The organism is Rubrivirga sp. (assembly GCF_965213695.1).
Classification (GTDB): domain Bacteria; phylum Bacteroidota; class Rhodothermia; order Rhodothermales; family Rubricoccaceae; genus Rubrivirga.
This window is the reverse complement of record NZ_OZ243912.1, coordinates 2,551,892-2,569,602: the sequence shown is the minus strand read 5'-3', so window position 1 is coordinate 2,569,602 and position 17,711 is coordinate 2,551,892. Positions and strand designations below refer to the sequence as shown.

Here is a 17,711-nt window from a genome sequence, read left to right as displayed (position 1 = left end):
CGAGCGGGTCCGGTTCCCCCAGACCAAGTCCGGGAAGAGTGTGGGGGTATGGGGGGAGGGGGGCTCCTTCCACACTCCCATCCACTCCGCCGACGTCCAAACGGGGATGGAGCAACCGGGCTCGGGGCCACGGGATCAGTCGTCGGCCACGAACGAGCGCACGCGCCAGCCGTCGCCGTCGTCCCAGAAGGTGGCGCGGTGGCCGACGGGGCTCTGGACCTCGGCCGCCGCGACGACCGCGCTCCGGCCGTCGGGCAGCGTCACCGGCTGCCAGCCGCCGCTGGCCGGGCCGGCGGTCGGCAGCACGATCTCGGTCAGCCGGGCCACGACGTCGCCGCCGGGCGCGTCGAACGCGGCCACGTCGCGGCCCGGCACGGCGACGTGGGAGGCCGGGGCGAGCGCGTCGGGCCACAGCGCGGCGACGGCCGGGGCGACGACGGCGCCGTCCTGCTCGACGGTGCCCCCGTCGAGGATGCGGCCCAGGACGGCCCACACGGGCTCGGCCGGCTCGGCGTCGAACCACACCGCGCGGACCCCGTCCGGCCCGCCCGGCGCGTCGCCGAACGACACCAAGGCGTCGGGGGCGACGAGCGCGAGCAGGGCCGCCGTGTCACGCCGGGCGGCCACGGCGCGGAGCGAGTCGCGGAACGCGCCGAAGCCGGCCACCTCCGCGCCGTCGTCCGCTGCCGGGAGGTCGCCCGTGAACACTGGGGCGTCGCCGGGCGCGCCGCCGGCGTCGGGCTGGCAGGCGGCGAGGGCGATCAGAGCAAAGAGAGCGAGGCGCACGGGCGGGGCGAAGGCGAGACGGAAGCGTACGGCCCGGCATCGGCGCGCCGTGACTTTACGCCGTTTTCCTCCCTCGCCGCCCGGCCCGGCGCCAGCTTCCCCCCTCCGCTCCCACCCAACCTCATGGACCTCCAGCCTCTCCTCGACGCCGCCACCTTCAACGACGACGGCCTGGTCGCCGCCATCGCCCAGGACGACGCCACGGGCGACGTGCTCATGCTGGCCTACATGAACCGCGAGACGCTGGCGCAGACGCTCGAAACGGGCGTGATGACGTACTGGAGCCGGTCGCGCCAGAAGGTCTGGGTCAAGGGCGAGACGAGCGGGAACGTCCAGCGCGTCAAGTCGGCGTTTGTCGACTGCGACGGCGACGCGCTGCTGTTCCGGGTCGAGCAGGTCGGCGGGGCCGCCTGCCACACGGGCCACCGGAGCTGCTTCTACCGCCGCGTCGAGGACGGCGCGCTTGAGACCGTCGGCACGCCCGTCTTCGACGCGGACGCGGTGTACAAGTAGGCTCCGTCGTCATACGAACCGAGCGGTGGGCTGAGACGTTGGCCGGGCAGACCCGATCCCCGCTTGGCATGAGCGTCCAAGAAATCGAAGCCGCTATCTCGGAGCTCCCGCCCGACCAACTCGCTGCCCTCGCCGAGTGGTTCGACGAGTACCGGGCCGATGAGTGGGACCGCCAGATCGAGGCCGACGCGAAGGCCGGGCGGCTCGACGCGCTCGTCCGTGACGCTCGGGCCGACATCGCCGCCGGTCGCACCCGCCCGCTCCCGTGAGGCATCGGGCGACGGCCGGCTTCTGGAGGCGGTTCGACGCACAGCCCGAGCGGGTGCAGACGCTGGCACGGAAAAACTACCGGCTGCTCGAAGACAACCCGCGCCATCCGTCACTCCACTTCAAGGCGCTCGCGGACCGCGACCCGCCGCTGTGGTCGGTGCGGGTCGGTCGGGGCTACCGGGCGCTGGCGGTCGAGGAGAGCGGCGCGTTGTACTGGTTCTGGATCGGGTCGCACGCGGAGTACGACCGGATCGTCGGGTAGTACCGTTCCGAGGGAGCCGAACGTGCCCCTGCAGGCTGACCGGAGCGGCGTCAGCCCCGAATCAGGTCGAGCGGCTGGCCGGACCACCCGGGGAACAGCGTGGCGCCCGTCGGGACGCCGAGGTGGCCGCCGGCCACGCCCGCGAAGAGGGACCGGAAGTCGGTCGTGACCGGCAGGTCGCGGCCGTCCTCCAGCGCGTCCGGGTCCAAGACCAGCGGCACCCCGTGGACCTCGCCGCCGCGGACGTCGTTGCCGAGCACGAACATGGCCGAGGCGCGGCCGTGGTCGGTCCCGCCCGTCCCGTTCTCGGCGACCGTCCGCCCGAACTCGGTCATCGTCAGGACGACCACGTCGTCGTGGTGGCGTTCGAGGTCGGTCCAGAACGCGGCGACGCTCTGGGCGAGGTCGTCGGCGCGGCGGGCGAACGAGCCGGCGTCGCCGCCCTGGCGGGCGTGCGTGTCCCACCCTCCGGTCTCGGCGAAGGCCACTTCGAGCCCGACGTCGGCCTTGACGAGTTGGGCGATCTGGCGCAAGCTCTCGCCGAGCTCGGAGCGGGGGTACACGGCCCCGTTCTCGGGGGTGTACTGGTCGAGCCGGGCGTCGTCCAAGAGCCGGGCCGCGTCGAGCCCCTCGCGGCCGGCGTCGCTCAGCAGGTCGCCGGCCGTCTGAGCGTAGAGCGCCTCCAGCGTCTCGCCGGCCGCGCTCCGGCCGGTCATGCCCGGCCCGGCCACGCCGAAGTCCTCCAGCCGTGCGACGGCCAGCGCGGGCGCGTCGCCCCGGAGCGAGAGCGGCAGGGCCGGCGTCAGGGCGACGGCCTGGAACGGCGTCGGCTCGTGGCCGAGCAGGCCTGTCGCCCGGTTGAGCCAGCCCGTGTCGGCCCGCTTGTCGCCGGGCTGGCCGGTCTCCATAAAGTCCTGGGCGTCGAAGTGCGACCGCGTGGGGACGGGGGATCCGGCCCCGTGGACGATCCCGAGCCGGCCCTCGGTGAAGTAGCGCGCGAGCGGGCCCAGCGACGGGTGGAGCCCGTACTGGACGTCGAGGTCCACGAGCTGGCGGGCGCCGAGCGCCAGCGTCGGCCGGAGCCGGGCCAGCATCGGGTCCGCGAGCGGCTGGACGGCCGCGAGCCCGTCCATGGCCCCGCGCTGGAAGATGGTGACGAGCACCTTCTTGCGGCCCAGCCCGGCGGGCGCGGCTTGGGCTGCCCGGGCCAGGAACGACGGGACGCCGCCGACGCCCGCGGCGACGAGGGCGAGCCCGCTGGAGGTGACGAACGCGCGACGGGTCATCATGGCCGTGCCCAGGGCTACTGGCGCTGGAAGGAGGGCGAGCCGAGCACGACGCCGACCACGAACGCGGCGGTGTCGTCGGGGTCGAACGGGGCGGGCGCGGCGTCGTCGAAGGCGCCGTCGTCGTCGAGCGTCGTGGCGGTCGCGGCCTCGGCCTGGCCGGCGGCCTCGGCCACGCGCCGCGCAAACGCCGGCTCGCGGACGATGGGCTGAAGAAGCTGGACGGTCGGCGCCGTCGGCCGGCCCGGCAGGAGCGCCGCGACGTAGGTCGCGAGCGCCGCGTCGACGGACTCGGGCTGCTGACCTCCGGTGAGCGCGTCGAGGTCCGGCTCGACGTCGCGGAGCCGGCCGGCGGCGAGTTGCAAGCCCAGCTTCATCCGGGTCAGGAGCAGGCCGGCGTTGACCCAGGCCGCTGCGTGGTCGGGGAAGCCCGTCGGCGGCTCGGCGTGGAACACCGGCTCGCCCATGTCACGGAGCGCCCGGCCGACCTGGCGGACCCCGCCGGCCGGCGTCGCCGTCGCCCGGAACGCGCTCGCGACGAACTCGAACGGCGTCTTGACCTTCGACGGCGACCCGTCCGGGCCGGACGTCGCGGCGTCCCAGAACGCCCGGTCCTCCACGAGCGCCGTCATCACGGCACGGAGGTCGCCGTCGGTCCGGCGGAACACGTCGGCGAGGCGGCCGACGAGGGCCGGGTCGGGATCGTCGTCGACGAACCGGACGGCGACCGTGTGGGCGATGTGGCGGGCCGTCGCGTCGTGGGCCGAGAGCAGGTCGAGCACGTCCTCGCCGTCTTCGATCCCTCGGCCACCGGGCAGCGTCTGGCCCAAGACCGTCTTGGGCTCGGCGTCGTGCCAGTTGGGCCGGAACAGGAACAGCCCGTCGCGGACCAGCCCGACACCGCGCCGGTCGAGCCGGTCGATCAACTCGCGCTGGCGCGCGATGGCGTCCGGGCGCCCCCGCGTCGGGGTTTCGGTCCAGCCGGTGAACGCCCGGGCCACGGCGACCACGTCGTCCTGGGAGTACCCGCCGTCGACGCCGAGGGTATGGAGCTCCAGGAGCTCGCGGCCGTAGTTCTCGTTGAGCCCGCCCTCGCGCGGTGCGCGTCCGTGGGCGACGGGCGTCCCCGCCGAGGCCCGCGACCTCACGTTGTCGAGGTAGCCGAGCATCGCCGGGTGCCGGGCCGTCGCCCCGAGCAGGTCGCGGAACCGGCCCAACACGTGGGGGCGGATCGCGTCGCGCTCGTACGAGGCCACGTAGGCGATGGCCTGCCCGCGCCCGTCGACGTTGAAGTGGTTGAACCACAGGTCGGCCAGGACCTCGCGGAGCTGGGCGCGGCTGTGGACGGCCCGGGTCAGCTTGGCCTCGACGACGTCGAGCCGGAGCTGGCGGAGCGGGCGCATGCCCTGTTGCTCCATCCAGGCGTCGAGGCGGTCGCGGATCTCGGCGTCGCGCGGCGTGAACCCGTCCGGCAGGTCGCCTCGGGCGACGGCCAGCCGGAGCGCGTAGTTCGGCGGCGGGTACGTCGTCACGACGTCCTCGGCCGAGCGGCCGAGAAAGTCGACCGCGGCCAGCCGCCGGTCGAGGTCGGGGTCCGGCGCGGGCGGCCCGAGCTGCTCGGCGACCCAGGCCTCGACGCCGCGCGCGGCGACCTCGGCGGCTTGGCCCGGGCGGGGGCCGTAGCCGAGCCGGTCGAGGGCGTGCGCGGCGGCGCCCTCGTCGGAGAGCCCGGCCTCGGCGTAGGGGAGGGACAGGCGCATCGTCAGCGGAGCGTGTGGCCGGAGTACGTCCCAACGGCCGTCAGGGTCACGAAGTACTCGCGCAGGCGACGTCGCTGGCGGGCGGTGAACGTGGTCTGGGCCCGGGCGGGCAGGTCGAGGCCGGCGACGCGGACGTAGCGGACCTCGCGCTCGATCCGGCCCCCGCGCGGTCGCCGGCCGACCAGCCGCATCGCGAGCAGGCGGGGCGTCTCGGAGCGCGTGAACCACGCCTCGGCCCGGTCGGCGCGCGTGTCGAGGTCGACGCGCCAGGCGGGCTCGCCTCCGAGCCGGTCGGCGGCGATGCCGAGCCCGCGGGCGTTGCGGAGGACGTCGCCGGGCAGGCGGGGCGGCGCGTGGACCTCGCGCCCGGCCGGTCCGAACGCGCGCTGCCACCGGCGGCCCTGGCCACGTCCGCGCTCCGGGTCCGCGTCCTGTCCGTCGACGCGGACCCGGTCGACCTCGCGCTCGGGCGGCCCGCTGCCGAGCCGGACGCGGCCCCACGCCTCGACCAGCGACCGCCCGCGCGGCCCATCGACGGTCCACTCGGTCTCCTCCCGCATCTCGACCGCGTCGACGCCGGCCGACGCGCGTCGCCAGCCGTCGCGCCACGCATCGAGCACGGCGCCCGGCGCGGGCTGGGCGACGGCCGGGGCCACCGCGAGGACGAGCAGGACGACGGCGATCCGCACGCGAGCGGGGGGAGGGGACGGGCCAAGAACGCACCGGACCCGCCCTCCATGTCACGGAACCGTGGCGACTCCGTCCCGCTTGTGCGCCCCGAGCCGGGCGGCCGGCTGGCGCGCCTAGCTTGCCGCCGTCCCCCGATCCGCCATGGCCCCCGCCTCCCTCCTCGTCGTCGAGGACGACGACGACCTCCGCCAGACGCTGGCCCGCCGCCTCGAAGAGTCCGGCTACGACGTCGCCACGGCCGCGACGGGGCCCGACGCGCTCGACGCCGTCGCCGAGCGCGTCCCGGACCTCGTCGTGCTCGACGTGATGCTGCCCGGGCTCGACGGCGTCGAGGTCTGCCGCCGGCTCCGCAGTGACCACCCGCTCCTAACCATCCTGATGCTCACCGCCCGGGCCGACGAGCTCGACCGCGTCGTCGGGCTCGAGGTCGGCGCCGACGACTACGTCACGAAGCCGTTCAGCCTGCAAGAGGTCGTCGCCCGGATCCGGTCGGCCCTGCGCCGGGTGCGGGCGGTCCGCGAGCAGCTCGCGTCCGGTCCGGCCGACGACGGCGAGGCGCCGATCACGGCGGGCGCGCTCGCCGTCGACCCCGTCCGCCGTGAGGTCACGGTCGGCGGGGAGCCGGTCCACCTGACGGTCCGCGAGTTCGACCTGCTGCTGTTCCTGGCGCGGCACCCGGACCGGCCGTTCACGCGGGGCCAGCTGCTCCAGCAGATCTGGGACATCACCTACGAGGGCTACGACCGGACCATCGACAGCCACGTTCAACGCCTGCGCGCCAAGATCGAGGCGGACCCCGGCAACCCGGCGTTCGTGCGGACGGTGTGGGGCGTCGGGTACAAGTTCGCCGCCGAGTGACGTGGACTCGTGAGCCCGGGGTCCGATGACAGGGCCATCGCAACCTCGTCTACCATGTCATCCTGAGCGAATGCGAAGGATCTCACCTCGGACTCCGAGACCTGCCGCGCCGGCTCCGATGGTCTCCACCGTCGGCGTCGAGATCCTTCACTGCGTTCAGGATGACAAGACGGGGCGAGGTTGCGATAGCCCGGGGTCCAATGAGTGAGCGTCCACACGGCCACGGGCCCACGTCGGCGTTTTGGAAGGTGGCCGGCGTGCTGGTCGGCGCCCAGGTGGCGACGGCGCTGCTGGCGGTCGTGCTGAGCGGCGTGTTCGCCCAGGACCGGAGCGCCGAACTGCTCGCGGGCACGCTGCGGCTCCGGCTCGACGCCGTGGCCGAGGAGGTCGAGGCCCGGGCCGAGATCGGCCCGTTCGGCGATGTCGAGATCGGCGACCGCCTCCGGGCCGACTTGGGGACGCGGTTCCCCGACCCGCTCGCGCTCTTGGATGAGGCCGGGGCGCCCGTCGAGACGTTCGGCGACGAGCCGGCACCCGAGGTGCCTCCGGCCGCGCTCGACGCGCTCGACGCCGGCCGCGTCGCCGTCGACCTCGACGCGCCGGGCGGCGGCTGGGGCTTGGCCCCGATCCTGGCGCCCGACGGGCTGCCCGCCGGCGCGCTCCTGGTTCGGCCGCTGCGCGAGACGGTCGCGGAGGAGCGGAGCGGGACCGTCCGGGCGTTCTGGCGGGCCACGGCCGTCACGGTCGCCGTCGCCGTCGCGCTGGCGCTGCTGCTGGGCGCCCTGTTCTCGGCCCGGTTGCTCCGGCCCGTCCGCGAGGTCACCCGGCGCGTCGAGCGGCTGGGCGAGGGCGACTACGCCGACCGCCTCCCCGATGCCGGCCCCGACGAGTTGGGCCGGTTGGCCCGCGCCGTCAACGAGATGGCGGCCCGGGTCGAGGCCTCGATCCAGTCGCTCCGCGACACCGACCGCCTGCGCCGCGAGCTGGTCGCCAACGTCGGCCACGACTTGAGGACGCCGCTGGCCGCGCTCCGCGTCACGCTCGACGAGGCCGAGCGGTTCGCCAGCGAGGGCCGGACCGACGACGTGGAAGAGGCCGTCGCTGCCGCTCGTCGCCAGGCCGAGGGCGCCGCCGCGCTCGTCGCCGACCTGTTCGAGCTGTCCGTCCTGGACCGGCCCGACCAGTCGCTCCGCCTGGAGCCGGTCCCCCTCGGCGAGCTCGTCGCCGACGTGGGCCGCCAGCACGCACGCGCGTTCGCCGCCGACGGCGTCGCGCTCGACGTCGACGTCCCGCCCGGCCTGCCCGTCGTCCAAGCCGACGGCGCCCGGCTCGCGCGGGCGCTGGCGAACCTGCTCGACAACGCCCGCCGCCACACGCCGGCCGGGGGGACGGTCCGCCTGACGGCGTCGGCCACCGGGTCGGAGGCGACCCTCGAGGTGGCCGACACGGGCGAGGGCATGCCGCCCGACGTGCTCGCCCACGTGTTCGAGCGCTACTACCGCGGCGACGGGCCGCGGACGCGGGGGGCCGGGACGGGGCTCGGCCTCGCCATCGCCCGGGCCGTCGCCGAGGCCCACGGCGGGGCGCTCGCGGCCGAGAGCGCGGCGGGCGAGGGGGCCACGTTCCGGCTGACGCTGCCTACAAGCGGTCGTAACCCAGAAGCCTGATCGCGTACGGCGGCCCACCGTCGGCGTCGAAGGCTTCGACGGAGAACCGATACCGACCACCTTCGCGGAACTGGCGGGCGTCCTCGACGAAGAGCGTGAAGGCAGGCGCGACCGGGTCCTCGTAGACGGCGTCGGCGACGAGGATCGAGTCGGGGATCTCGCAGATCGCGTCCGGTGGGCACACGGAGACCTGGACGACGACCGCTTCCACGTTGTACCGGCCGGGCGCGACCTCGAACAGATCAACGACCGCCACCGCTGGGAAGGACTCCGCCGAGGGGTAGGTCTTCTCGGTCGGGCCGCCGGTGTCGCACCCGGCCACGGCGAGGGCGAGGAGAAAGGTGAGGAGGAGCGGTCGCATGGGAGGCTCGCGAGGGAGACGGCAACCTGGGCTCGTACGACCTTTGCCTGAAAGGCGATTCGCAGCCCCCACGAGGTCGGCGGGCGCCGGGCTCCAGCGCTCGGCCGGCCGCGTACTTTAGCGCGTTCCGCCCCCGTTCGGCCCGTCCCACCGCACCGCTCCCCATGCGCCACCGCTTCTCGCCGCTCGTCCTCCTCGCCGTCCTGGCGCCGCTCGTCGCCGTCGCCCAGCCGGCCGACGGGCCGAAGCGGCTCACGTTGGAGACCCTGTTCGCCAGCCCCGAGTTCTCTGGCGAGGGCTTCCAGGGCGGGCGCTGGGCCGAGACCGGCGCCCGGCTCTTGTACGTCGACACGGACCGCGAGTCGGGCGCGTCGCGCCTGGTCGAGCTCGACCTGACGACCGACGGCCGCCGGACGCTCATCGACGGGGCCACGCTCCGCCTGCCCGACGGCGACGGGCTCATCGAGATCGAGGACTACGAGTACTCCGCCGACGGCTCGCGGGCGCTCCTCTACACCGACTCCGAGCAGGTCTGGCGGCTCAACACCAAGGGCTACTACTACGTCTACGACTTCGGCGACGGCTCGCTGGCGCCGGTCGCCAGCCGGGCCGCGGGCTTCCAGATGTTTGCCAAGTTCGACCCGGCCGCCGAGCACGTCGCGTTCGTCCGCGACCGGAACCTGTTCGTGGTCGACCTGGAGACGGGCGTCGAGCGGCCGCTGACGACGAACGGGACCGAGGGCGGCGTCATCAACGGGACGTTCGACTGGGTCTACGAGGAGGAGTTCGGGCTCCGCGACGGGTTCCGGTGGAGCCCCGACGGCCGCCACATCGCCTTTTTCCAGCTCGACGAGACGGGCACCCGGGACTTCCAGATGACCGATTTCCGGACGCTCTACCCCGAGACGACGCAGTTCCGCTACCCCAAGGCCGGCGAGACGAACGCCGAGATCCGCGTCGGCGTGGTCGAGGTGGCGACCGGCGAGACGACGTGGTTCGACACCGACACCTGGTTCGAGGGCGGCGACGAGACCGAGTACATCGCCGGGATGGGCTGGACGCCGGCCCTAGAGGACGGCACCGCCGACGTCTGGATGCTCCGGCTCAACCGGGACCAGAACCACGTCGACCTCCTCTACGGCGACCCGGCGACCGGCGACGTGGACCAGATCCTGGAGGAGGAGAACGACTCGTACATCGAGGTCGAGACCGGGTTTTCGGACGTCGCCACGGGCACCATCACCTACCTCGCCGACGGCGACCACTTCGTCTGGCGGAGCGACCGCGACGGGTTCGGCCACCTCTACCTCTACGAGACCGACGGCGACTTCGTCCGCCAGGTGACGAGGGGCCCGTGGGACGTCACCGACTTCCACGGCGTCGACGAGGCCGAGGGGGTGGCCTACGTGACGACGACGGCCGCGAGCCCGCTCGAACGGCACCTGTACCGCGTCCCGCTCGACGGCGGCACGCCGACCAAGCTCACGACCGGCGCCGGCTGGCACTCGGTCGACCTCAGCCGCGACTTCGACTACTTCGTCGACACCTACTCGACGAGCACCACGCCGGCCACGACGGCGCTCTACCGGACGACCGGCGACCGGCTGGCCGTCTTGGTCGACAACGCCGCGCTCATCGACCGGCTCGCGGCATATGACCTGCCGGCCGTCGAGTTCATGGAGGTCCCCGGCGCCGACGGGACGACGCTCAACGCCTACCTCATCAAGCCCCGCGACTTCGACCCGTCGCGCGAGTATCCGCTCCTGATCCACACCTACGGCGGGCCGGGCAGCCAGGAGGTGTACAACCGCTGGGGCGGGACCGAGCGGCTGTGGCACCACTACCTCGCCGAGACCTACGGCGTGCTCGTGGCCGGCGTCGACAACCGCGGGACGGGCGGGCGCGGCAAGGCGTTCAAGACGCTGACCCAGAACCGGCTCGGGATTTTGGAGGCCGAAGACCAGATCGCCGCCGCCCAGCACCTCGGCGCGATGCCGTTCGTCGACGCCGACCGGATGGGGATCTGGGGCTGGAGCTACGGCGGCTACCTCTCGCTGCTGGCGATGACGTACGGCGAGGGGCCGGAGACCTTCCACCTCGGGATGGCCGTCGCGCCCGTGACGAGCTGGCGCCAGTACGACACGATCTACACCGAGCGCTACCTCTCGACGCCCCAGAAGAACCCCCAGGGCTACGACCTCGGCTCGCCGACGACCTACGCCGCCAACCTCGCCGACGGCCAGGAGCTCTTGATCGTCCACGGCGACGCCGACGACAACGTCCACGTCCAGAACACGATGGCGATGGTCGACGCGCTCCAGGCCGAGAACAAGCAGTTCGACCTGATGATCTACCCCGGCCGGAACCACGGGATCTACGGCGGCGCGACGCGGCGCCACCTGTTCACGCTGCTCACGGAGTACGTGGCCGAGAACCTGGCCGGGATGGACCTGATGGCGGTCCGATGAGACGGCTCGCGCTCCTCCTGATCCTGCTGGCCGTCCCCGCGGTCGCCCAGTCGGACGCGGCCGTCAGCGCCGAGCTCGAGGCGCTCGCCGAGGCCGACCAGGCCGACCGCCGGGCGCTCTCGGCCAGCGACCTCGACTGGCCGGCCGTCGCGGCGGGCGACTCGGTCCGCCAGGTGCGCGTCGAGGAGCTCGCCGGTCGCCTCCGCCTCCGGACGGGCGCCGACCACTACCACGCGGCGCTCGTGCTCCAGCACCGCGGGCGGCCCTACGACTACTACCGGGCCTACCTCTGGTCGCGCAAGGCGGTCGAGGAGCACGGCCACGAGCCGGCCCGGTGGCTCGTCCCCCGCGCCTACGACCGCTGGCAGCAGTCGATCGGCCGGCCCCAGGTCTACGGCACCCAGCGGATCGGCACGTCGGAGGGCGACCCCGACGGGGCACACGGCCACGGTGAGGAGACGATGGTGTGGTCGCTCGGCAACGCCGACCTCGACGCCGTCACGGACGAGGAGCGGGCGCGGTGGGGCGTCCGGCCGGCCGCCGCGACGCTCGCGTTCATCGACTGCCTCAACGAGACGGGCGACCACGAGGCGTGCGCTCGGGAGGCCGAGGGCGACGACGGGTGACGGTCGCCGCCCTCACCGCTTCCTCACACCGGCCGCATCGAAACCGGCCCGCGCGGGCCCTATACTCGTGGGCTCCCCTGAGCATGCACTGTGATCGTCGCGATTGACGGGCCCGCCGGGTCCGGGAAAAGCACGACGGCCCGGCGCGTGGCCGACCGGCTCGGGTGGCTCTACCTCGACACCGGTGCCATGTACCGGGCCGTCGGGCTCGCCTTCCGCGAGCGGGGCCTCCCGGTCACCGACCAGGCCGCCGTCGACCTCGTCCCGGCCCTCGACGTCCGCCTCGACCCCGGCCCGGCCGGCACGCGCGTCGCCCTCGACGGCGCCGACGTGACCGACCGGATCCGGACGGCCGAGGCCGCGGCCGACGCCTCGCGCGTGAGCGCGCTGGCGCCCGTCCGCGCGGCGATGGTCGCCTTGCAGCGCCGCGTCGCGAGTGGCTACCAGGCGGCCCACGCCGACGGCGGCGTGGTCGTCGAGGGCCGCGACATCGGCACCGTCGTGTTCCCCGACGCCGACGTCAAGTTCTTTCTCGTGGCCGACCTCGACGCCCGGGCCCGCCGTCGGCTCGCCGACGGACCCGACGCCGCCCCGGCGGCGTTGGAGACGGTCCGGGCCGACCTCGCCGCGCGCGACCTGCGCGACGAGAGCCGGGCCATCGCCCCGCTGAGGGCGGCGGCGGACGCCGTCACGCTCGACACGACGGCCCTCACCATCGACCAGCAGGTCGAGCACGTCTTGGACGCGGTCCGCCGCGCCCGGGCGTCCTCGGCCTAGCCCGCGTCCTCGGACGCCCGCGTCGTCTGACGCACCCCTCGCTCTGCGCGCCCCGGCCAAGGCCGGACAGAGGCACCGCGCCGAGCGCTTTTCTCCCGTTTGATCCCCGCGGCGCCGGCCACGCCTCTTGCCCGTCAGGGCGGCCGGCCGCCGACACCCTCCTATGGCAGACAACACCAACGACTTGACGCCCGCCGAGGGCGCCCCCTCGGCCCCGTCGCTCGCGACGACCGACGCTGCGGCCCAGGCCGCGGTCCCCGCCGAGCCCCAGGGCTCCCCCGACGGCACGGCCGTCGAGAACGCCGACCCCGCCCCCACCGGCGGCCCGCTCCCGGGTCCCGACGCCTCCGACGTCGACAACGGCGCCGCCGCGACCCTCGACGGCGTCGACGCCCCCGCGTCCGCAGACGCCGACGCGACCCTGGAGGACTCGTCCCCGGAGCCCGACGGCGAGGGCGTCCTCGACAAGATTCGGCACGCGGCCTCCGACGCCGCCGACGCCGTCCAGCACGCGGCCTCCGACGCCGTCGAGGCCGTCGAGCACGTGGCCTCCGACGTCGCCCACGCCGCGAGCGACGCGGCCAAGAAGGTGGCCGACACGGTCTCCCACGCCGCCGCCGACGCCGTCAGCGCCGTGGCCGACCGCGTCAACCCCGCCCCGTCGGGCGACCCGTCGGGCGACGGCGCCAGCACGGCGGCCACGCTCGGCTACACCGGCAAGGACCTCGGCCGGACCATCTCCATCGACGAGCTCAACGAGGTCGACGCCCGCAACGCCGGCGTCTCCGGCATCGGCGCGTCGTCGCAGGTGATGGACCAGGGCCAGGCCCCCGACGAGATGGAGGACCTCTACAGCGGGTCCCTTTCGGCCGTCGAGGCCGACCAGATCGTGACCGGCACCGTCGTCGGGCTCACCGACAAGGAGGTCGTCGTCGACATCGGGTTCAAGTCCGACGGCGTCGTCGCCAAGAACGAGTTCGGCGAGGTGCCGGAGCTCGGCGAGCAGATCGACGTCTACGTCGAGCGCCTGGAGGACCGCCGGGGCCAGCTCACGCTGAGCTACACGATGGCCACCCACAAGCTCCGGTGGAACATCTTCGAGGGCGCGCTCGAGTCGGGCGCCGTCATCGAGGGCGAGATCGTCAAGCGGATCAAGGGCGGCATGATCGTCAACCTGTTGGGCTCGGAGGCCTTCCTCCCGGGCTCCCAGGTCGACGTCCGGCCCGTCCGCGACTTCGACGTCTACATCGGCAAGACGATGGAGTTCAAGGTGGTCAAGACGAACCCGGGCAACGGGAACGTCGTGATCAGCCACAAGGCGCTGATCGAGAAGGACCTCCAGGAGCAGCGGAAGCACATCCTGGACTCGCTCGAGGTCGGCCAGGTGTTGGAGGGCCAGGTCAAGAACATCGTCAACTTCGGCGCCTTCGTCGACCTGGGCGGCGTCGACGGCCTGCTCCACATCACCGACATCTCGTGGGGCCGGGTCGGCCACCCGAGCGAGGTGCTGGAGCTCGACATGAAGCTGAACGTCGTCGTCCTCGACTACGACAAGGAGCGCCAGCGGATCTCGCTGGGCTACAAGCAGCTCCAGGAGCACCCGTGGGAGAACCTCGCCGAGCGGATCGTCGAGGGGATGCAGATCGAGGGCCGCGTGGTCTCGATCACGGACTACGGCGCGTTCGTCGAGATCGAGCCCGGCATCGAGGGGCTCGTCCACATCTCGGAGATGTCGTGGACCGAGCACGTGAAGCACCCGACCCAGAAGGTCCAGCTCGGCCAGACGGTCCAGGTCAAGGTCTTGAAGGTGGACGAGGACACCAAGAAGATCAGCCTGGGCATGAAGCAGCTCGAGCCCGACCCGTGGGAGGGCCTGCTCGACCGGTTCCCGGTCGGGACGGTCACGCGCGGGAAGGTCCGCAACATCACGACGTTCGGCGCCTTCGTCGAGATCGAGCAGGGGATCGACGGGCTCGTCCACGTCTCCGACCTGTCCTGGACGCGGCGCGTGAAGCACCCGTCGGAGGTGGTCAAGAAGGGGATGGAGCTCGACGTGATCGTCCTCGACATCGACATCGCCCAGCGGCGGATCTCGCTCGGCCACAAGCAGGTCTCGACCGACCCGTGGCAGAAGGTGGCCGAGGTCTACACCGAGGGGTCCGAGGCGACCGGCGCCGTCGCCGAGATCAACGACGGCGGCCTGGTGGTCGACCTCCCGATGGACGTCGAGGCGTTCGTGCCGGCGTCGCACCTGTTGCGCTCGGGCCGCCCGGCCGACGCCTACCAGATCGGCGACGAGCTCGAGCTCCAGGTGATCCGGATGGACCGCGACGACCGCGAGCTGGTCATGTCGGAGACGGCCAAGGCCCGGGCCGAGGAGCGCGCCGAGCGCGACGCCGAGTTCCGCGAGAAGCGGAACCAGGAGCGCGAGGAGCGGAAGCAGGTCGAGTCCTACGGCTCGAACCAGTCCGGCCCCGCGACCCTGGGCGAGCTCTCCGGGCTCGCCGCGCTCCGCCAGCAGATGGCGGCGGCCGAGGCCAACCAGGCCAAGGCCGTCGGCGCCGAGCCGTCGGAGGCCCAGTCCAAGCCCGTCGAGGCCGCCCAGCCCGAGGAGCAGGACCCGATCGAGACGGTCTCCGGGGCCGACTCGGACATGAAGGGGGCCGTCGGGACCGACAACCGGGCCAACTTCGGGACCGACCCCGACATGGACGTGAACCCCGACGGCGACACGCGGTCGGGCCAGAACCCCCCCCAGGACCGCTCGCAGCGGCCCGAGGAGGGCGGCAACTTCCCGCCGTCGGAGAAGAACCAGGCCGCGATCAAGTCCGGCGGGCTCCAGACCGAGGGCGCCGCGGGTGCCGCCGAGGCGGCCCTCGAGGACGAGACGCCGAACACGACCGAGGCCGTCCTGGAGCCCCAATACACGGGGCCGGTGGACGACCCGTCCGAGGTCGAGGTCCCGGAGGTCCTGTCGAAGCCGGCCGGCGAGGTCGTCGACGAGGCCTACGGGTCCGAGTCCGACGGGCCCTCGGCCGAGACGGAGCTCGGCAAGGCCGCGGCCGACGTCGACGAGGATCTCGACACGGACGAGACGGCCTAGTCGCCGTCGACGTCCAGCAACCGGGCGGCGGTCTCTTCGGAGGCCGCCGCCTTTTTTTGTGCGGCCGAAGTGGGAGCCCCGGGCCCCCGCTTCCGTTTGAGGCCACCCCTCGTACCAAGTCCGACGGACGTGATCCAGGGGAGCCGTAGGGACACGACGTGTCGTGTCTGCCTCCCGGGCTACCTCGCGGACACGATGAGTCGTGTCCCTAGCGGAGAGGAACGTCCCTAGCCGGATTTGGCATCACTCCCCCACCTCGCACATGCTCGACGCCGCCACCCTCCGTGTCCTCGCCGACCTCTCCGGCCCCGAGCGTGCCTTCCTCACCGTCTACCTCGACGCGACCGACGAGCCGTCGGTGCTGGAGCCCCGGTTCGAGCGGATCCGCGCGCTCCTGGCCGACCAGCCGGCCGAGCTCGAGCACTTCGAGGAGAGCCTGACGATGGCCCGGGAGCTCGTCGCCGAGCACAAGGCGACGCCGGACGGCGCGCTCGCCGTCTACACGTCGTGGGCCGCCGACGTGCGCCAGGCGTACGCGCTCCCCGAGCCCGTCGGGACGAAGGTGTGGATGGGCGACGCGCCCTACCTCCGCCCGGCGGCCGAGCTCTTGGACGAGCACGAGACCTACGCCGCCGTCGTCCTCGACAACGAGAAGGCCCGGATCTACCTCGTCTCGGCCGACGAGGTCGACGAGGAGGGCCGCGTCCGGGGCGACGTCAAGAACCGGGTCAAGAAGGGCGGGTGGAGCCAGAAGCGCTACGCCCGCCGCCGCGACAAGCAGATCGAGGGCTACGCGACCGAGGTCGCCGCCGGCCTGGCCGCCCTCGCCGACGAGCGCCCGTTCGCCCGGCTCGTCCTGATCGGCTCCGACGAGCCGGTCCACGCCGTCCGCGACGCGCTGCGGACCGACCTCCGCGAGAAGCTCGTCGGCTCAACGTCGGTCGACGGCAACGCGACGGACGCCGAAGCGCTGGAGGCGGCGGCCGAGATCGCGGAGGCCGGCGAGCGCGAGGCCGAGCAGAGCCTGTGGCACGCGATCCGCGAGCAGGGGATGGGCCCCGGCCTGGCCGCCTTCGGCGCGACGTCGGTCTTGAAGGCGCTCGCCGAAGCCCGCGCCGACGCGGTCCTGGTCGACCGCGAGGCCGAGATCGCTGGGACCAAGTGCCGGGCGTGCGAGCACGTCGCGCACGGGACGCCGGCCACGTGCGGCGTCTGCGGCTCGTCCGACGTCTTCCGCGTCGACCTGGTCGAGGCGCTCACCGAGCAGGCCACCCGCACCGGCGCCGATGTCGACTTCGCGGACCCGTTCGACGCGCTCACGGAGGTCGGCGGCGTGGCGGCGCTGCTCCGGTACTCGCTGGCCGAGAACGACGCGGAGCAAGAGGAGCGCGAGCGCCGCGCGCGAGCCGAGCAGGAGCGGGACCAGCGCGAGCCCGACGAGGCCGAGGGGTCCGCTCCCAAGACCCCGGTCGTCACCGAGCCGCCGGTCGCCGAGCCGGTTTCCGAGCCGCCGGTCGCCGAGCCGGCCACGGAGCCAACTGCCGAGCCGGTCGTGGAGCCGGTCGCCGAGCCGTCGGTCGCCGAGCCGCCAGTCGCCGAGCCGCCAGTCGCCGAGCCGGCCGTGGAGCCGGTGTCCGTCACGGACAAAACGCGCGCATCGGACCGCCCTCCGTCCACCGTGGCAACTGAGCCCGACACGGCACGCGGGTCCACCTCGAAGGTCGTCGTGTGGGGGGGGCTCGTCCTCGTGCTGCTCCTCATCGTCGCCCTCTTCGCCATCGGGTCCTGACCGTGGGACCTCCCGCGACGGAGCGGCTCAGGAGCTCCGGCCGTCGAGCGGCCGACCGACGCACCGTTTCTCCCAACGACCCGCCGCTACCCATGACCGACAACGAAGCCCCCGCCGACTGGCGCGAGCGCCTCACGCCCGAGCAGTACCGCGTCTTGCGCGAGGGCGGGACCGAGCGCGCGTTCACCGGCGCCTACCACGACGAGAAGGCCGACGGCGTCTACCGCTGCGCCGGCTGCGGCGCCGCGCTGTTCCGGAGCGACGACAAGTTCGACAGCCGGAGCGGGTGGCCCAGCTTCGTCGACGCCGTGGGCGACGCGGTTTATCTCCGCGACGACCGGTCGCACGGGATGGTCCGCATCGAGGCCGTCTGCGCGTCGTGCGACGGCCACCTCGGCCACCTTTTCGACGACGGGCCGCGCGACCGGGGCGGGCTCCGTTATTGCATCAACTCGGCCGCGCTCGACCTGGACCGGGCCTGAGCCGGCCCGGCCG

General features: G+C 73.6%; 16 protein-coding genes. 11 read left to right on the top strand and 5 right to left on the bottom strand.

The genetic code is table 11. The annotated features are described in order from the left end of the window. Window positions 1-135: 135 nt before the first annotated feature. The gene (locus ACOOHE_RS11340; RefSeq protein ID WP_420454192.1) at window positions 136-786 is read right to left on the bottom strand and encodes a hypothetical protein; all 651 of its coding nucleotides are present in this window, start codon (window positions 784-786) and stop codon (window positions 136-138) included. Window positions 787-909: 123 nt separating this feature from the next. On the opposite strand from ACOOHE_RS11340, the gene hisI reads away from it, so the two are divergent. From hisI to ACOOHE_RS11325, 3 genes are all read left to right on the top strand, one after another. Beyond that, window positions 910-1,299: a phosphoribosyl-AMP cyclohydrolase gene (gene hisI, locus ACOOHE_RS11335; protein WP_420454191.1), complete on the top strand. Its 390-nt coding sequence runs from the start codon at window positions 910-912 to the stop codon at window positions 1,297-1,299. A 68-nt stretch (window positions 1,300-1,367) separates the two neighbouring features. Continuing rightward, on the top strand, window positions 1,368-1,568 hold the full coding sequence (locus ACOOHE_RS11330; protein ID WP_420454190.1) for a hypothetical protein: 201 nt from the start codon (window positions 1,368-1,370) through the stop codon (window positions 1,566-1,568). A 53-nt stretch (window positions 1,569-1,621) separates the two neighbouring features. Further along, entirely contained in the window at window positions 1,622-1,831 is a 210-nt protein-coding gene (locus ACOOHE_RS11325; protein ID WP_420454189.1) for a type II toxin-antitoxin system RelE family toxin, read from the top strand. Between the two features lie 50 nt (window positions 1,832-1,881). Here ACOOHE_RS11325 and ACOOHE_RS11320 read toward each other — a convergent pair whose 3' ends face one another. Genes ACOOHE_RS11320 through ACOOHE_RS11310 form a run of 3 tightly spaced genes read right to left on the bottom strand, consistent with a single transcriptional unit; the run spans window position 1,882 to window position 5,566 of the window. Then, the gene (locus ACOOHE_RS11320; protein WP_420454188.1) at window positions 1,882-3,120 is read right to left on the bottom strand and encodes a DUF1501 domain-containing protein; all 1,239 of its coding nucleotides are present in this window, start codon (window positions 3,118-3,120) and stop codon (window positions 1,882-1,884) included. Between the two features lie 14 nt (window positions 3,121-3,134). Continuing rightward, the gene (locus ACOOHE_RS11315; protein WP_420454187.1) at window positions 3,135-4,877 is read right to left on the bottom strand and encodes a DUF1800 domain-containing protein; all 1,743 of its coding nucleotides are present in this window, start codon (window positions 4,875-4,877) and stop codon (window positions 3,135-3,137) included. Window positions 4,878-4,879: 2 nt separating this feature from the next. Next, window positions 4,880-5,566, bottom strand: a complete 687-nt coding sequence (locus ACOOHE_RS11310) for a hypothetical protein (protein WP_420454186.1) — start codon at window positions 5,564-5,566, stop codon at window positions 4,880-4,882. Window positions 5,567-5,708: 142 nt separating this feature from the next. Between ACOOHE_RS11310 and ACOOHE_RS11305 the strand changes: the two genes are divergently transcribed. Further along, complete coding sequence (locus ACOOHE_RS11305) at window positions 5,709-6,425, top strand: response regulator transcription factor (RefSeq protein ID WP_420454185.1); 717 nt, start codon at window positions 5,709-5,711, stop codon at window positions 6,423-6,425. A gap of 200 nt (window positions 6,426-6,625) precedes the next feature. After that, a complete protein-coding gene (locus ACOOHE_RS11300; RefSeq protein ID WP_420454184.1) occupies window positions 6,626-8,092 on the top strand; it encodes an ATP-binding protein in 1,467 nt (488 codons plus the stop codon). Here ACOOHE_RS11300 and ACOOHE_RS11295 read toward each other — a convergent pair. Beyond that, complete coding sequence (locus ACOOHE_RS11295) at window positions 8,064-8,453, bottom strand: hypothetical protein (RefSeq protein ID WP_420454183.1); 390 nt, start codon at window positions 8,451-8,453, stop codon at window positions 8,064-8,066. The two genes, ACOOHE_RS11300 and ACOOHE_RS11295, sit on opposite strands and share 29 nt — an antisense overlap. A gap of 164 nt (window positions 8,454-8,617) precedes the next feature. Between ACOOHE_RS11295 and ACOOHE_RS11290 the strand changes: the two genes are divergently transcribed. The 6 genes from ACOOHE_RS11290 to msrB all read left to right on the top strand — a co-directional run bounded on the left by ACOOHE_RS11290 (window position 8,618) and on the right by msrB (window position 17,698). Further along, window positions 8,618-10,921, top strand: coding sequence for a DPP IV N-terminal domain-containing protein (locus tag ACOOHE_RS11290; RefSeq protein ID WP_420454182.1), 2,304 nt, complete (start codon window positions 8,618-8,620; stop codon window positions 10,919-10,921). Continuing rightward, complete coding sequence (locus tag ACOOHE_RS11285; protein WP_420454181.1) at window positions 10,918-11,547, top strand: hypothetical protein; 630 nt, start codon at window positions 10,918-10,920, stop codon at window positions 11,545-11,547. The genes ACOOHE_RS11290 and ACOOHE_RS11285 overlap by 4 nt, the downstream gene beginning before the upstream one ends. A 90-nt stretch (window positions 11,548-11,637) precedes the next feature. Then, window positions 11,638-12,324: a (d)CMP kinase gene (gene cmk / locus ACOOHE_RS11280; protein WP_420454180.1), complete on the top strand. Its 687-nt coding sequence runs from the start codon at window positions 11,638-11,640 to the stop codon at window positions 12,322-12,324. A gap of 163 nt (window positions 12,325-12,487) precedes the next feature. Then, window positions 12,488-15,427 (top strand): 30S ribosomal protein S1, encoded by a 2,940-nt coding sequence (gene rpsA / locus ACOOHE_RS11275; protein WP_420454179.1) that lies wholly within the window; start codon window positions 12,488-12,490, stop codon window positions 15,425-15,427. Window positions 15,428-15,689: 262 nt separating this feature from the next. Then, on the top strand, window positions 15,690-17,216 hold the full coding sequence (locus ACOOHE_RS11270; protein WP_420454178.1) for a Vms1/Ankzf1 family peptidyl-tRNA hydrolase: 1,527 nt from the start codon (window positions 15,690-15,692) through the stop codon (window positions 17,214-17,216). A 92-nt stretch (window positions 17,217-17,308) separates the two neighbouring features. Next, entirely contained in the window at window positions 17,309-17,698 is a 390-nt protein-coding gene (msrB, locus tag ACOOHE_RS11265; RefSeq protein ID WP_420454177.1) for a peptide-methionine (R)-S-oxide reductase MsrB, read from the top strand. The last annotated feature ends 13 nt before the right edge of the window (window positions 17,699-17,711 follow it).

What these genes read in the sequence shown, in the direction of transcription:
- ACOOHE_RS11300 (WP_420454184.1), top strand. Translation starts at nt 6,626, where the DNA reads ATGAGTGAGCGTCCACACGGCCACGGGCCCACGTCGGCGTTTTGGAAG.
- ACOOHE_RS11285 (WP_420454181.1), top strand. Translation starts at nt 10,918, where the DNA reads ATGAGACGGCTCGCGCTCCTCCTGATCCTGCTGGCCGTCCCCGCGGTC.
- ACOOHE_RS11330 (WP_420454190.1), top strand. Translation starts at nt 1,368, where the DNA reads ATGAGCGTCCAAGAAATCGAAGCCGCTATCTCGGAGCTCCCGCCCGAC.
- ACOOHE_RS11295 (WP_420454183.1), bottom strand. Translation starts at nt 8,453, where the DNA reads ATGCGACCGCTCCTCCTCACCTTTCTCCTCGCCCTCGCCGTGGCCGGG.
- msrB (WP_420454177.1), top strand. Translation starts at nt 17,309, where the DNA reads ATGACCGACAACGAAGCCCCCGCCGACTGGCGCGAGCGCCTCACGCCC.
- hisI (WP_420454191.1), top strand. Translation starts at nt 910, where the DNA reads ATGGACCTCCAGCCTCTCCTCGACGCCGCCACCTTCAACGACGACGGC.
- ACOOHE_RS11315 (WP_420454187.1), bottom strand. Translation starts at nt 4,877, where the DNA reads ATGCGCCTGTCCCTCCCCTACGCCGAGGCCGGGCTCTCCGACGAGGGC.
- ACOOHE_RS11305 (WP_420454185.1), top strand. Translation starts at nt 5,709, where the DNA reads ATGGCCCCCGCCTCCCTCCTCGTCGTCGAGGACGACGACGACCTCCGC.
- ACOOHE_RS11290 (WP_420454182.1), top strand. Translation starts at nt 8,618, where the DNA reads ATGCGCCACCGCTTCTCGCCGCTCGTCCTCCTCGCCGTCCTGGCGCCG.
- ACOOHE_RS11270 (WP_420454178.1), top strand. Translation starts at nt 15,690, where the DNA reads ATGCTCGACGCCGCCACCCTCCGTGTCCTCGCCGACCTCTCCGGCCCC.
- ACOOHE_RS11320 (WP_420454188.1), bottom strand. Translation starts at nt 3,120, where the DNA reads ATGATGACCCGTCGCGCGTTCGTCACCTCCAGCGGGCTCGCCCTCGTC.
- rpsA (WP_420454179.1), top strand. Translation starts at nt 12,488, where the DNA reads ATGGCAGACAACACCAACGACTTGACGCCCGCCGAGGGCGCCCCCTCG.